The sequence below is a fragment of the Kitasatospora sp. NPDC001547 genome (assembly GCF_042894165.1).
Classification (GTDB): domain Bacteria; phylum Actinomycetota; class Actinomycetes; order Streptomycetales; family Streptomycetaceae; genus Kitasatospora.
This window is the reverse complement of sequence record NZ_JBIAVL010000007.1, coordinates 169,617-183,185: the sequence shown is the minus strand read 5'-3', so window position 1 is coordinate 183,185 and position 13,569 is coordinate 169,617. Positions and strand designations below refer to the sequence as shown.

The 13,569-nt window shown below is 76.2% G+C and carries 12 protein-coding genes; 4 read left to right on the top strand and 8 right to left on the bottom strand.

The window, feature by feature from the left end; translation table 11 throughout:
- Window positions 1-25 precede the first annotated feature (25 nt).
- Window positions 26-853 carry an enoyl-CoA-hydratase DpgD gene (gene dpgD / locus ACFY0X_RS16115; RefSeq protein WP_387754571.1) on the bottom strand — a complete coding sequence of 276 codons (828 nt, stop codon included), beginning with the start codon at window positions 851-853 and terminating at the stop codon, window positions 26-28.
- A 311-nt stretch (window positions 854-1,164) separates the two neighbouring features.
- Between dpgD and ACFY0X_RS16110 the strand changes: the two genes are divergently transcribed.
- Window positions 1,165-1,656, top strand: coding sequence for a helix-turn-helix domain-containing protein (locus ACFY0X_RS16110; protein WP_387754569.1), 492 nt, complete (start codon window positions 1,165-1,167; stop codon window positions 1,654-1,656).
- A 71-nt stretch (window positions 1,657-1,727) separates the two neighbouring features.
- Here the strand turns inward: ACFY0X_RS16110 and ACFY0X_RS16105 are convergent, their stop codons facing one another.
- The 3 genes from ACFY0X_RS16105 to ACFY0X_RS16095 all read right to left on the bottom strand — a co-directional run bounded on the left by ACFY0X_RS16105 (window position 1,728) and on the right by ACFY0X_RS16095 (window position 4,965).
- The gene (locus tag ACFY0X_RS16105; protein ID WP_387754566.1) at window positions 1,728-2,330 is read right to left on the bottom strand and encodes a ClpP family protease; all 603 of its coding nucleotides are present in this window, start codon (window positions 2,328-2,330) and stop codon (window positions 1,728-1,730) included.
- A 1-nt stretch (window position 2,331) separates the two neighbouring features.
- Entirely contained in the window at window positions 2,332-2,970 is a 639-nt protein-coding gene (locus ACFY0X_RS16100) for an ATP-dependent Clp protease proteolytic subunit (protein WP_387754563.1), read from the bottom strand.
- A 147-nt stretch (window positions 2,971-3,117) separates the two neighbouring features.
- The gene (locus ACFY0X_RS16095; RefSeq protein ID WP_387754560.1) at window positions 3,118-4,965 is read right to left on the bottom strand and encodes an RICIN domain-containing protein; all 1,848 of its coding nucleotides are present in this window, start codon (window positions 4,963-4,965) and stop codon (window positions 3,118-3,120) included.
- 335 nt (window positions 4,966-5,300) lie between these two features.
- Here ACFY0X_RS16095 and ACFY0X_RS16090 point away from each other — a divergent pair, with 335 nt between their 5' ends.
- Together ACFY0X_RS16090 and ACFY0X_RS16085 are read left to right on the top strand one after the other, a co-directional pair.
- Window positions 5,301-5,813, top strand: coding sequence for a hypothetical protein (locus tag ACFY0X_RS16090; RefSeq protein WP_387754558.1), 513 nt, complete (start codon window positions 5,301-5,303; stop codon window positions 5,811-5,813).
- On the top strand, window positions 5,810-8,662 hold the full coding sequence (locus ACFY0X_RS16085; RefSeq protein WP_387754556.1) for a M48 family metalloprotease: 2,853 nt from the start codon (window positions 5,810-5,812) through the stop codon (window positions 8,660-8,662). Before ACFY0X_RS16090 ends, ACFY0X_RS16085 begins: the two co-directional genes overlap by 4 nt.
- 29 nt (window positions 8,663-8,691) lie before the next feature.
- On the opposite strand, the gene ACFY0X_RS16080 is transcribed toward ACFY0X_RS16085, so the two are convergent.
- Complete coding sequence (locus ACFY0X_RS16080; protein WP_387754554.1) at window positions 8,692-9,504, bottom strand: arylamine N-acetyltransferase; 813 nt, start codon at window positions 9,502-9,504, stop codon at window positions 8,692-8,694.
- 256 nt (window positions 9,505-9,760) lie between these two features.
- Between ACFY0X_RS16080 and ACFY0X_RS16075 the strand changes: the two genes are divergently transcribed.
- Window positions 9,761-10,732 (top strand): hypothetical protein, encoded by a 972-nt coding sequence (locus ACFY0X_RS16075; RefSeq protein WP_387754552.1) that lies wholly within the window; start codon window positions 9,761-9,763, stop codon window positions 10,730-10,732.
- A 75-nt stretch (window positions 10,733-10,807) separates the two neighbouring features.
- Here ACFY0X_RS16075 and ACFY0X_RS16070 read toward each other — a convergent pair whose 3' ends face one another.
- The 3 genes from ACFY0X_RS16070 to ACFY0X_RS16060 all read right to left on the bottom strand — a co-directional run bounded on the left by ACFY0X_RS16070 (window position 10,808) and on the right by ACFY0X_RS16060 (window position 13,529).
- Entirely contained in the window at window positions 10,808-11,995 is a 1,188-nt protein-coding gene (locus tag ACFY0X_RS16070; protein ID WP_387754550.1) for a serine hydrolase domain-containing protein, read from the bottom strand.
- Window positions 11,996-12,238: 243 nt separating this feature from the next.
- Window positions 12,239-12,856, bottom strand: coding sequence for an RICIN domain-containing protein (locus ACFY0X_RS16065; RefSeq protein WP_387754547.1), 618 nt, complete (start codon window positions 12,854-12,856; stop codon window positions 12,239-12,241).
- Window positions 12,857-12,890: 34 nt separating this feature from the next.
- Window positions 12,891-13,529: a hypothetical protein gene (locus ACFY0X_RS16060; RefSeq protein ID WP_387754544.1), complete on the bottom strand. Its 639-nt coding sequence runs from the start codon at window positions 13,527-13,529 to the stop codon at window positions 12,891-12,893.
- Window positions 13,530-13,569: the final 40 nt, after the last annotated feature.

Here is a 13,569-nt window from a genome sequence, read left to right as displayed (position 1 = left end):
CCGGGGACACCGGGCGCGGGCGCGCTCAGCGTCCGCGCCACACCGGCGGGCGCTTCTGCGCGAAGGCGCGCGGCCCCTCCCTGGCGTCCTCGCTGGCCCGGCGGACCTGTTCCCAGTGGTAGCGGGCCGTGAACGCCTCCTCCAGCGGCAGGTCCAGCGAGCGCAGCACGGCTTCCTTCAGGGCGCGCTGCGACAGCGGCGCGCAGCGCAGCAGGTCGGCCGTCCAGCGCTCGACGCACTCGTCCAGCCGCTCGTCCGGTACGACCTCGTTGGCCAGTCCGAAGGCCAGCGCCTGGGCCGCGGACATCCGGTGTCCGGTGAGCAGGTAGCCCATGGCGGCCTTGAGCGGGATCTGCCGGGCCAGCCGGAAGGCCCCGCCGGCGCCGGGGACCAGGCCGAGGGCGGCTTCGGGCAGGGCGAAGACGGCGCTGTGCGCGGCGATCACCAGGTCGCAGGCGAGGACGAGTTCGAAGCCGCCGCCGAGGGCGTAGCCGCGGACCCTGGCCAGGACGGGTTTGGACAGGGAGAAGCGGTCGGTCAGGCGCGGCGAGCCTGGCAGGCCGCGGGATCCGAAGGTGGTCGGTGGGGTGCCTTCGCGGTCGAGGCGGGCGCGTTCCCGCAGGTCCTGGCCGACCGAGAAGGCGCGTTCGCCCGCGCCGGTCAGCACGACCAGCCGTACCCGGTCGTCGCGTTCGACCTCGTCCCAGACCGCGCCGAGTTCCGCGTGCATCCGCTGGTCCATGGCGTTGAGCACCCGGGGGCGGTTCAGGGTCACGCGGGCGACGTGCCCGGTCCGTTCGTAGAGCACGGGCCGGTCGGTGGCGGCTGCCTCGTTCACGTTCACGGGGTCCACCGGGGCAGGCTACCGGCGGGTGCGGGCGGGGGCGCGGATGTGGGCGGCCGTGGCCCGGGCGTCGCCCGGGGGTGCCCGCCCGTTTGGCCGAGCGGATCGGGGTGAGAAGAGCACCGGGTGGTACGGGCCCGTCCCACCGCCGCTCAGAGCCCGGCCACCGTGACATCCATTCACCGGCGGCCGGGCGACGGCTTCTTGCCCGGTGGGGCGCCGCGGCCCTGAGGGGGCGTCCGCGGTCCTGGGGGGGCGGATTCACCCAGGGCAGAACGCCGCGGCCTTCCCCCCGGGCCGGGGATCCCTAGGCTGAAGGGGTGAGCACTCAAGCGCCGAACGAAGCCCGCGTCATCCCCCTGCGTCCGCCGGCCTCGCCGCCCGCGTCCGACGGGGCGTCCCGCCCGCCGCGGCCGGCGGAGGCCCCGCAGCCGCCCGTGCGCAGGGAGCCGCTGTGGCGCGACGTCGTCGGCGACGTGCTGCGGCGTGAGCGGCTCGCGCAGGAGCGCACGTTGAAGGACGTCGCGCAGGCGGCCCGGATCTCGATGCCGTACCTGTCGGAGCTGGAGCGCGGGCGCAAGGAGGCCTCCTCCGAGGTGCTGGCGGCGGCCGCCCGGGCGCTGGGGCTGGGGCTCGCGGACCTGCTCTCGCTGGCCCAGGACGAGCTGGCCCGGTACGCGGTCCCGAGCCGGGTGGGCCGGAGCCTGGCGGCCCGGGGCCTGTCCGGTCAGGCCCTGTCCGGTCAGGGCCTGGCGGGCCGGGGCCGGACGTCGCCCACGGCGCGGTACGACGGCCTCTGCCTGGCCGCCTGAGCGGGGCGCCGGCCCGGTTCGGCGGCTGGTACGGCGGCGGTGCGCACCGCCGCCGTACCAGCCGCGCGGGGTCAGGCGAAGGGGAGCCGCCGGTTCAGCACCTGGTCGGCGATGCCGTAGGCGACGGCCTCCTCGGCGGTGAGCACCTTGTCGCGGTCCATGTCGGCGCGCAGCGTCGCCGCGTCGTGGTGGGTGTGCCGGGAGAGCACCTCCTCCACCTGCGAGCGGATGCGGACCATCTCCTTGGCCGCGAGGCTGAGGTCGGAGACCGTCCCCTGCCGGCCGCCGCTGGCCGGCTGGCCGAGCAGCACCCGGGCGTGCTGGAGCACGAACCGCCGCCCTGGGTCCCCGCCGGCCAGCAGCACGGCGGCCGTCGACGCCGCCTGGCCGACGCAGAAGGTGGAGATCGGCGCCTGCACGAAGGTCATCGTGTCGTAGATCGCCATCAGTGAAGTGAACGATCCGCCGGGCGAGTTGAGGTAGATCGAGATCTCGCGTTCCGGGTTCTCCGACTCCAGGTGCAGGAGTTGGGCGATGACCACGTTGGCGACCGAGTCGTCGATCTCGGTGCCGAGGAAGATGATCCGTTCGTTCAGCAGCCGGCTGAAGACGTCGTAGGTGCGCTCGCCCTGGGCGGTGCGCTCGATGACGTAGGGAACCGTGTACGAGCCCATGTCACAGTCCGATCCGTCGGCGGGAGGCGGCCGGGCGGATGTCGGCGACCGACTCCACCACCCGGTCCACGATCCCGTACTCCCTGGCCTGTTCGGCGGTGAACCAGCGGTCCCGGTCGCCGTCGCGGGCGATGGTCTCCTCGCTCTGCCCGGTGTGCTCGGCGGTGATCCGCTCGATGGCCCTCTTGGTGAACTGGAGGTTCTCGGCCTGGATCTCGATGTCCGCGGCGGTGCCGCCGATGCCGGCCGAGGGCTGGTGCATCATGATCCGCGCGTTCGGCAGCGCGAACCGCTTGCCGGGCGCGCCGACGGTGAGCAGGAACTGGCCCATGCTGGCGGCGAATCCCATCGCCAGGGTGGAGACGTCGTTCGGGATGAGCCGCATGGTGTCGTAGATGGCGAGGCCTGCGGTGACCGAGCCGCCGGGGCTGTTGATGTACAGGCTGATGTCGGTGCGCGGGTCCTCCGCGGACAGCAGCAGCAGCTGCGCGCACACCCGGTTGGCGGACACGTCGTCGACCTGGGTGCCGAGCAGGACGATCCGCTGGGCGAGCAGCTGCGCGGCGAGGTGGTCGTCGAAGGCGGTGGGCGTGGTGTCGCCCTCCGCCGCGCGGGGCGGGGACGTGCTGAGGGGGGTCATCTGCGCTCCTTTTGCGGGGGCGGGGAATGCCGTCCGCTCCACTCTGGGCCCGCCACGGCCCCCGCCCGCGGTTTCTCTGCCCGCCGCAGATTCGCCACGGGCAGAGCGCCCGGGCCCGGCCCCTGCGGTACCGCCCGGGACGGCCGGCTACCGGCGGGGGCCGTAGTCCCAGTAGTGGTCCGGATAGTCGCCGCACGGGTACTGCATCAGCGGGGCCTGCGGAGCGTTGCTGCCGTGGGAGACGGCGAGGCACTGACGGCTGTTGCCGTTGACGAAGCGGATGCCGTGCGGCCACTTCTCGATCCTCCAGGTCTGCCCGGGGCTGTTCCCGCACGCGGACTGGACGATCTGGGCGGTGGCCTCGGTGCTGGCGTCCCGGACGGAGAGGCACAGGGCGCTGTTGTAGCTGACGATCCGGTAGTAGGTGTCGCCTTCGGTGTCCGTGGCGGTCTTGCGGGCCTCCCAGAAGTGGTCGGGGTAGTCCCCGCAGGGCAGTTGCTGGACCTGTTGGCCCTCCTCCCGGCTGCCGCCGGGTGTGGCCATGCACTGCAGGCTGTTGCCGTTGCGGATCGCCACCGATCCCGCCGGCGGGGTCGTCGGGGTCCCGCCGAGGCGGGCGGGTGCCGGGGGGTCGGTCTGCGGCCCCGGTGCCGGGGCGGGGGTCGCCGGCGAGGGCGCGGGCCGTTCGCCGCCGGTCGGGGCCGAGGGGGTGGCGGGTTCCGGCGGGGCGCCGGCTCCTTCGGTCCGGGCCGCTGTCGCGGCCGGTGCGGGCGTCGCGGGCGTGCTCTGCGCTGCGGCGGCCGGGGGCGGCGTACCGCCCGGTGCGGGGGCGGCGGACGGGGTGGCCGGGCTGGCGGCCGGGGCCGCGGGGCCGTCCCCGGAGGGCGGGCCGCCGGTCGCGCCGGCCTGCGGCACGATCCGGGTGCCGGCCGCCTGGGGGACGGTGTCGAGGGGGGTCGGCGCCGGGCTCAGGTGCAGGCCCACCAGGACGCCGGCGAGCACCAGCACCCCGGCCAGCGCCGCGGCCGCCAGGGCCGTGCCGGTTCCGGCCGTACGGGGGCGCCGCGCATCGGCGGGTCCGCCGTACGGTGGACCGGTGAACGCGGCTCCGCGCGCGAGCGGGACCCTCGGGGGGTGGTCCGGGGTGCGGACCAGCTCACCGCGGACGGTCCCGGGGCCGGACGCGGGGCCGGATACGGCGGGGGCCATCCGCAGCACCTCCCGGTGCCGGTCGGCCAGGGCCTGACGCACCTCCACGAGACCGGCGCCCAGCCGCCGCAGCACCGGCAGGTGGGCCTGCACCCCGTCGGCCACCACCAGTTCGGCGCCCGTCGGCCTGGTGGTGGCCGGCCGGGCCTGCGTCAGCTCCTGGTCGACCAGGGCCTCGATGGCGTCCTGCTCCCGTTCCGCGGTGCGCCGTGCCTCGCGCGCGCTGTCCCGGATGCGGCGCACCTCCGCCAAGCAGCGCGTCGCCTCCCGCAGCCGGGAGCGCCGCGACCCCGCCGCGCCGCCGCCGGCCGGTGGGGGGCCCGCCGTGTCCTCGGCGCCGGTGGCCAGTTCGTCCCGCAGCTCGGCCACGATCGCCACCAGCACCCGGATCAGGTCCTCGGCCTCCGCCATGCCCGCCTCGGCCTGCCGTTGCGCCTGGCGGGCCAGGTCCAGTGCCTGCTGTGCGGCCGAGCGCCCGGCCGCGGGGGGCTGGAGGCCCCCGGCCGCCCGGGTGGCCTGTTCGTGCAGGTGGGCGGCGCGCGCCAGCAGCGCCGCCCGGGCCCGCGGGTCCGTCGCGTGGTCGTGGACCAGCCGTTGGAGCAGGTGCCACGGGATGTCCCGCTCCGCCGAGCGGTACTCGCCCCAGCTGGTCTTGCTGGCCCGGTAGCGCCGGGCGAGCTCGCGGACGGTGGTCCCCGACGTCATCTCCCGGACGAACCGGGCCAGTTCGTCCGCCTGCTCGGTCTCTCCCTTGTACCGCCCTTGCGGACGTCCAGCACGACCCACCCCGCGCCCCCTCCTGTGCGCTCGGCCGGGCCGGATCACCCGCCTCCCGTCCGAGCTGAACCGTTTCTTGTAGGTGGACCATCAAACAGGCCGTACCGAGGGACCTCCACCGGTTCTTCGGACAACCTGCCGGCACCCGCCCCGGCCGCCACGGCGGGGTGTTCCCGTGGTGGGGCGGTTGCCGGCCCCGGGACGCCCGTCCGCCGGGAACGGTCGGGAAACCCTCTGGATGGCGGGCCTTCGATGGGGGTAAGTTCCGCCCACGCGTCGTCAGTTGACGAAAGATCAGCTCAGGGGGGGGCGGGCGGATGGCCGGATCGGTTCGGGACGTCGTCGTGGATGTGGTGACGCGGCTGGCACCGGAGGAGCTGCCGCTGCTGCGGGGGCTGGACAGGCTGCCCGCCGAGGAGGTGGTGGCGCTGTTCGGGCGCCGGCGGCGGGGCGAGCCGCTGGGGTTCGGGCTGGCGGAGGCGGCCGCGCTGGTCACACCGGTGGTCTGGATGGCGGTGGACGAGGCCTGCCGGGCCGCGGTCGGCGCCGGCGTGGCGCGCGCGGGCGGCGGCCTGCGGCGGCTGTGGCTGTGGCGGCGCGGGCGCGCCCGGCCCGCCCTGGAGCCGCCCGTACCGCCGTTGGACGAGCGGCAGTTGGCGGCCGTCCACGCCCGGGTGCGCACGGGGGCCCGCGAGGCCGGGTTCGACGAGCCGGCCGCCGGCGCGCTCGCGGACTGCGTGGTGGCCCGGCTGGCCATGGAGCCGGGCGCGCCCGCCGCCCCGCCCGCTCCCCCGGCACCGTCCGCTCCCCCGCCCGCTCCCCCGGCGGGGCCCGGCGCCCCGGAGCCGCCGGCATGAGCGCACCCGCCGCACCTCCGCTGCCGCCCAAGCCGCCCGAGCCGCCCGCCGCCGCGCCGGTCCTCGACCCGCGCGTCCTGCCCGCCGGCACCGCGCTGCGCTTCGGCCTGCTGCTGCTGTCCATGGTGGCCGCCGGCCACCACATGCTGACGACCCTGCTGGAACTGGTCCGCAAGGGCCGGGCCGCGGAGTACGCCTGCGAGCTGGCCGCCGGGTTCGACCCGAACGGGGACTTCCTGACCCAGCTGGGGACCGGCCCGGGGACGGACCCGGCGCTGCGCGCCTGTCTGGCCGCCGCCCCGGACGATCCGCGCTGGCCGGTGCCCGCCGCACTGGCTCTGGTGCTGCTGGCGGCCGCCGCGCTGTACCTGCTGCTGCCCCGCTGGCGCCGGCGCTCCCGCCGGCTGGAGCCCGTGGACGGGCAGTTGCGGGCGGAGCTGCTGCGCCTGGCGGAGCAGGCCCGGCTGCCGGTGGTGCCGGAGTTCGTGGTGGACCCGGGCCGGCTCGGCTCGGGGGCGGTGGTCTTCGGACACCCGCGCCGGCGCACCGTGTGCCTGTACGCGGGGCTGCTGGTGACCCGGGTGAGCGACCCGGCCGGGTTCCGCGCCGTGGTGCTCCACGAGTTCGCGCACATCCGCAACCGGGACGTGGACCTGGGGTACGCCGTCACCGCGCTGTGGCGGGTGTTCGCACTGCTGGTGGCGCTGCCGTTCGTGGTGGTGGTCGGCGGGTCGCTGGTGGGCGCGGAGTTCGGGCTCTTCGTGGGCGCGGACCGGGTGTTCTGGCCGGCCGGGCGGGCGCCGCTGGTGCGGGAGACGGCCACCGCGGTGGGGATGGCGCTGCTGGTGGTGCTGGCCCGCGCCGACGTGCTGCGCCACCGGGAGCTGTACGCGGACGCGGACGCCGTCGCGCTCGGCGCCGACCGGCGGGTGTGGGACGTGCGCGATCCCGCGGGCCCGGCCGCCCGGCTCGCCCGGCTCTGGCGGGCGCACCCGACCTGGGCGCAGCGGCGCCGGGCGCTGGAGGATCCGGCGGCGCTGTTCACCCTGGCGCCGCTGCAGACGTTCCTGGTGGGCGCGGCCGCCGTCACCATCGCCCTGCTGCTGCCCCCGTTCGCCGGCGGGACGGGCAGGGTGTGGCTGGCCGCCGTGCCGACGGCGCTGGTGCTCGCGGTGGCGGCCTGGCGGTCGACGGCGTACGCGGCGCACCGCGGGACGGCCGGGCCGGACGGGCTGCGGGCGGGGCTGTGGCTGGGCGCCGGCCTGGTGGTCGGCGAGCTGGTGGTGGACATCACCGCCGGCGGGAGCTGGCTTCCGGCGCATCCGCCGGTCCTGCTCGTACTGCTGCTCGGCGCGCTGGCGTACGTCCCGTGGCTGGTGCAGTGCGCGCGGCTGGGGCTGGGGCGCGGGCGGGTGGCCGCGGTGGCCGCCGCGGCGGGGGCGGTGCTGGTCGCCGCGGCCGGGCTGGCCTGGTGGTCGGGCGGCGGCCACCTGTACACCGCCGGGGACGTCCTGGGCCGGGGCGGGACGCGGGAGCTGGTGGTCCAGCAGTTCCCCGGCGGGTGGGAGCGGCACCGGGCGGAGCTGGAGTGGATCGCCACGGTGCTGCCGCGGCTCGGCGCGGACGGGGCCACCTGGGCCTTCGTGGCGGCCGCGGGGGCGCTGTGGGCGCTGCCGTACCTGCTGTGGCTGCTCGGCGGGCACCGGGGGCTGGGCCGGGCGGTGCGCCGCGGGCTGCTGGGCGGGGTACTGTGCGTGGCCGGGGTGCTGGCGGTCAAGGCGGCGCTGTACGCGGACCGTCCGCCGCCGGGCGAGCGCGGGGGCGGGTTCGTGCTGCGGTACGTGTCGTGGCTGACGGTCGCGGTGTGGGCCGGGGTGGTGGTCACGGCGGTGGTGGTGGCGCTGGTGTCCCGGCGGCTGTGGCTGGTCGGGGCGCTGGTGGCGGCGGGGGTGGCCCAGGCGTGCGCGCTGGTGGCGGTGTTCGTGCTGATGTCGGCGGACGGGTGCCTGGGGCCGTTGCGGACCATCGGCGACAGCTGCCTGTGGGTGCCGGAAAGCGGTTGGCCGCTGGTGCAGGTGCTGGCCGGCCCGGTGCTGCCGGCGCTGTTCGGGGCGGCGTCGGCCGCGGCGCTGGTGCGGCTGCCGCTCGCCCTCCTCCGGCGGGGCGGCGCAGCCCCGCCGGACGGCCGGGTGGCACGCTCCGGCGTCCGGCGGGTGGTGCTCGTCGGGGCCCTCGCCGGGGCGCTGGCCCTGGGGCCCGCCGCCGTGGGGGCGCTGCCCTCGGGTTCGGGGGGCGCGCTCGCACCCGCGGCGCCGCGCCCGGCCGACGCCCGCTCCGAACGCGTCCGGGTCTTCCAGCTGCTGATGTGGTACCGGGTGGGCGGGAAGCAGGACGTCCTGGCGCTCATCGAGGCCTTCCGGGCCTTCTCCGACGAGGTCCGGAAGCTCCAGCAGGCGGCGGCCGGACATCCGGAGGAGTCGGTGCGGGTCGACGGCCGCCGCCTCGCCGAGGTCTGCACCGCGATCCAGGGCGCCGCCGGGACCGCCCTGGGCCACCTCCACATCCCCGACTCCGGCCTGGACGGGCCCTGGTGGGCGGCGCTGGAGCAGGCCCGGCGGGCCGGGCAGCGCTGTGCGCGGGCCATGGACCCCGAGCGCGAGGAGCGGCCGGGCGAGGCCGACGCCGCCCTGTCGGAGGTCGTCGAGGGTCTCGGGGCGGTGCTCGCCGCGATCGATCCCGTCCTGCGGCGGATCGAGACCGACGGGCCGCGGTACTGGCCGGACCTCGTCCGTATCGACCGTCCGCAGCCGACCGACCCGCCCGGGACGGAGGGGCGGGCCGGCGGCTGACCGGGGAGGGCAGAACCCGCTCAGCCCGCTCAGGCCGGGAGGTCCGGGAGGCGGTCCAGGGCGATCCCGAAGCGGGTGCGGTAGGCGGCGAGGAGCTCGTCGTCGGCGAGGGCCCGCTCGGTGCGCCCGCCGTCCGGGGTGGTGGTGATCAGGCGCCGGCCGCTGACGGTCACCCGGCCGCCGTCCGCGGTGAGCAGCGAGCAGGTCGTCGAGCGGGTGAAGTGGGAGTCCGGCGAGGTGGCCTGCCACCAGCAGGTCGCGGCGAAGTCGGCGAGCTCGTACGGGCGCAGGCCCAGGCGGTACTGCGGCCTGCCGTCCAGCAGGACGTCCAGGTCGCCGTACGGACCGGTCGGGGTGAGGGTGAACGCGCCCTCGGCGTCGGCCTGTTCGCCGCGCTCGTCCAGGCGCAGCGGGTGGCGGCTGAAGCGGCCGAAGCCGACGTCGGCCAGCCAGGGCTCGTCGAGGTCCACCCGCAGGGCGAGGTGGCCGAGCGGCGGGCCGAGGCGTTCGCCGTCGAAGACGCGGGCGGCCAGCAGGCTCACCCGGTAGCCGAGCGAGGTGAGCAACCGGGCGAAGGCGCCGTTGAGTTCGTAGCAGAAGCCGCCCCGGCGGCGGGTCACGACCTTGGCCAGCAGGGCGCCGGGGTCGAGGTCGACGCTCTCGCCGAGGTGGAGGCCGAGGTTCTCGAACGGGACGGTGCGCAGGTGCGCGAGCTGGAGCCGGGCGAGCGCCTGCGGGCAGGGCGTGCCGGGGTCGGGCAGGGCGATCCGGTCGAGGTAGGCGGACCGCTCGGCGGCGGTGAGGCCGGCGGACGGCCGCTCGGGGCGTGGCGCGTGGTCCATCCGGCCATTCCACCCGGGCGCGGGCGCTTCGGCCATCGGCATTTGGTCCTACGTCCGGGGTTCTGGACGGGGCCGCACCCGGCCGTCGCCACGGCACCGTCGCCGCCGGCACGGCCTCGTTCGCCGCCGCCGTCGCCCCCGGGGGTGGCCGGCGGGGCGCCGGCCACTGCCCCGCCGGTGCCCTTTCGTCCCTCGCGGGAGCCGCGCGGGGGCCGTAGGGTCGGTGTGCCGCGCAGCGACGCAGGAGGGCCCGAGCGTGCGAGAGACCGCGACCCACTCGGTGGCGCCGACGCCCGGGGCCGCACCGGCCAGGCGTACGGCGCGGGGCCGGGCGCCGGCACCCGCCGCCCCCGCCCGGGCGCCGCGCCCCGGCGAACTCGCCGACCTCCAGCGGACGGTGGGCAACGCGGCGGTGACCCGCCGGCTGCAGCGCCAGGCGGCCGACGGGGTCAGGGAGCAGGCGCGGCGCGACGCCGCCGACCCCGCCGGGCACGGCGAGTGGGCCACGTTCCGCGCGGACATGGCCCGGGCGGGCTTTCCCCCGGACGTCACGGAGGTCGCCTGGCAGCTCGTCCTCGGCGGCATCGCCGAGCAGGGGCGGCTCAACGACGAGGCCATGGCGCGGTACACCGAGCGCCAGGCCCAGCGCGACCACCGGGCGTCGAACAGCTGGTACCAGGAGCTGGTGCAGGTCGTCGGCGACTACCTGGAGATCGGCACGCCGACGCTGGCCCTGTGGTCGGGCGGCCGGGAGGTCAGCGACTACGCCCTCGCCAAGGGCCACACCCCGCTGGAGGCCACCGCCTTCGGCGGGGTGGTCGACAGGCTGACCCTGACCCCGGACTGGATGCTCAAGACGCCGATGTGGAACGTCCTGTCCAAGGCCTTCGTGAGCCGCGCCCGCGGCCCCGTCCACATCTTCCTGCGGGCGTACGACCCGGAGAGCGTGCTGATCGCGCAGGAGGTGCCGCAGCTGCGCGTGGTCATGGCGCTCGACCCGGCGGTGCGGCTCGTGTGGCACCCGGTGTACGCCGCGGCCGACGGCAGGCTGATGGAGGTCACCCGGGGCCTCGACCTGGCCGCCGACGCCCCCTGCTCGACCCGCGACGAGTGCGTGCGGATCCTCTACGACTACCTGCGCCTGGTCCACGACCCGGCCAACACCCGCTCCGCGCGGGCCCACGCCGAGATGAGCGCCCGCCTCGCCGCCAACGGCAACCCGCAGTAGGGCCGCAGGGCCGGGGTGGGGAGGCCGGCCGGTCTCCCCGCCCCGGCCCTGCGGCGCCGGTCGCGGTCCGGCGGCCTACTTGCAGAGGGCCGCGTCCACGTCGGCGGTGAGCCGCGGCACGGCCGCTTCGGACGGCGTGGTGGTCACCGCGAAGTTCGCGGCGCGGCCGTCCTCGGTGACGCCCCCGAAGGTCACGGAGCCGGGCAGGCCGCCGCCGTGGCCCCAGTAGACGCCGGGGCCGCACGACAGCCGGTAGGAGGCCAGGCCCAGCCCGTACCGGGCGCCCTCGCCCAGGCTCCCGTCGGTGGCGACGGTGGTGCGCATCTGGGCGAGCTGCTCCGGGCCGAGCAGGCGGCCGCCGAGCAGTTCCGTGTAGAAGCGGTTGAGGTCGGTGTTGGTGGAGACCATCGCCCCCGCCGCCCAGCCCCAGGACAGGTCCTGCCGGGTGACGTCGGTGAGCGGGGCGCCGGGCGTCAGCCGGTGGTAGATCCTGGGGTGGGCCTCGTGCACGGTGGTGTCCCCGGGGGTCGGGAAGTAGGTGTGCCGCAGGCCGATCCGGTCGATGACGCGGCGGGTGATCTCCTCGCCCACCGGCCGGCCGGTGATCTTCTGGATGATCATCCCGGCGACCAGGTAGCCGGTGTTGCTGTACTGCCAGCCGGTGCCCGGGGCGAAGTCGGCCTTGTGGGCGAGCGCGAGGTCGAGCAGGTCGCGGGGCTCGTAGTACCGGTCCAGCGGGCCGGTGAGGTCGAGGTACTTCGTGTAGTTGGGCAGGCCGGCGGTGTGCTGGAGGAGCTGGCGGACCGTGATGGCCGCGCCGTCGATGCCGTCCCCGCGCAGCAGGCCGGGCAGGTAGGTGTCGACGTGCTCGTCGAGCGCCACCTTCCCCTCCTCGACGAGTTGCAGCACGACCACCGCGGTGAAGGCCTTGGTGTTGCTGCCGATCCGCACCTGGCCGTCCACCGGCACCTTGGCCCGGGTGGCCAGATCGCCCACCCCGGCCGTGTAGTTGCGGGTGCGTCCGTCCCGGCCGGTGACGGCGGCCAGCGCGCCGGGCATGGCGAAGTCCCGTACCAGGGCGTCCAGGTTCTTCTGGACGGTGTCCGGCCGCCGCGCCGCGGCGGGGCCGGCGTCGGCGGCCACGGCACCGGCGGGAGCAGCGGCCCCGACCGCCAGCGCGCCGACGACGGCGGCCAGCGCGATCCGGCCGCGCGCGGCGCTCCGGCGGGGGCGGCCGGGGCGGTGGGAATCGTGCGCGTTCACGAGGAACTCCTGTCGCTGGGAGGGGTTTTCCGGGGTTTCCCGGCAGGCCTCCAGCCGACCATCCGCGACCGGGTCGGGTCGTCCGCGCACGGGACGAGGCCGCCCTCACACCCCGGTACCGGGGGCCCGGGCCGTCCGGGAGCCCGTTCCCGGCCCCCTCTCCCCCCGGAGTCGTACGCCACGGGGCCGTACGCCGCGGGGGTCCGGCCCGGCGCAGCCGGACCCCCGGGCGGGGCGGGGCCGTCAGGCGGCCAGGTGGTCCAGCGTGAACAGGGTGGCCCGGTAGGCGTACTGGGCCACGGCCGAACCCGCGCTGCCGGCCTGGTCGGAGACGGCGGCGAAGCTGCCGCTGTGCCCGATCCGCAGCACCACCTGGTTGGAGCCGGGCGTGGGGTACAGCAGGTGGAAGATCTGGTTGCCGTAGATCCACCCCGAGCAGTCGAACACGTTGAAGTTGGCGGAGTCGCCCAGTCCTTCGCCGTTGTCGTTCGGGTTCTGCTTCCAGATGCCCAGGCACTCGTTCTCGTTGCGCCGGCTGCGGAAGATGAAGGACTGGTTGTCGTCCTTGTAGTGGCACAGCTTCCACTGCTGGTTGTAGCCGCCGGTGTCGGGGTTCTGGACGGCCTGCCCCCAGGCGCTGTACTGGTTCCTCTCCACGAGCTGGTTGAACGGCGTCCTGATCCGGTAGTAGCCGTCGTCGCAGACGTAGCCGTGCCACTCGGTCGAGGCCGGTGCCCGGGTCTCGGCCGACGCGGGGGCGGCGAGCAGGGTGAGGCCGGCCAGTGGGGCGAGGGCGGCGGCGCCGAGGGCGCGCAGTGCCGTGCCGGGGCGGACGCTCGCGTGTCGTAGGGGGTTGGTCACGGGTTCCTCCGTCGTCGTCGGGTCGGTGGGCCGGTCAGCAGCTGCTGATGAGGAGTTGGGCGGCCCGGCGTACGGTGCCGGCCGGTTCGGCGGGCGCGCAGCCGACCGAGCCGATCTCCGGTGCCTCGTAGGTGGTGAACGTCCCCGGGGTGGGCTGGGAGGTGACCCAGATGCCGGTGGTGGGGCCGGTCTGGGCGCAGACGCGGTTGACGTACTGGCCGGTGACGACCCGGGTCCCGCGGTAGAGGCCGTACCGTCCGGGCGAGTTGAGGTTCCAGGTGTCGCTCACGGTCTGGCTGGTGGTGCTGGAGGTGGTCGTCTGGACCGAGAAGCCGACCTTGGCCTGGACCTTGAGGAACAGCGCGCTCGCCGTGGCGGTGATCTCGGTCCGGTTGTCGACGGTGGTGCTCACCGAGCTGATCCTGGTCAGGGTGTCGCTGTGCTGTCCGGTGGTGCCCGCGGCGACGTTGACGATGAGGAAGTCGGTGACCTTGGGGGTGACCTGCACGTTGAAGGGTTCCGTCGTGGTCTGGTCCACGGCCGGGTTGCAGAAGGTCGGGAGGGTGTCGGCGTGGGCGGCGGGGGCGGCGCCGAGGCCCAACAGGCCCACGGCGACGGCGGTGGTGGCCGAGGCGGCGAGGGTGCGCCGGCGTGTCCTGCGGGTGGTGGTCATCTGGGCTCCTCCAGCGGTCGCGGAAAGGGGCCGGGGCGTG

Coding starts and splice junctions, on each gene's coding strand:
- ACFY0X_RS16105 (WP_387754566.1), bottom strand. CDS start 2,330: ATGGGCTCGTACACGGTTCCCTACGTCATCGAGCGCACCGCCCAGGGC.
- ACFY0X_RS16100 (WP_387754563.1), bottom strand. CDS start 2,970: ATGACCCCCCTCAGCACGTCCCCGCCCCGCGCGGCGGAGGGCGACACC.
- ACFY0X_RS16085 (WP_387754556.1), top strand. CDS start 5,810: ATGAGCGCACCCGCCGCACCTCCGCTGCCGCCCAAGCCGCCCGAGCCG.
- ACFY0X_RS16080 (WP_387754554.1), bottom strand. CDS start 9,504: ATGGACCACGCGCCACGCCCCGAGCGGCCGTCCGCCGGCCTCACCGCC.
- ACFY0X_RS16060 (WP_387754544.1), bottom strand. CDS start 13,529: ATGACCACCACCCGCAGGACACGCCGGCGCACCCTCGCCGCCTCGGCC.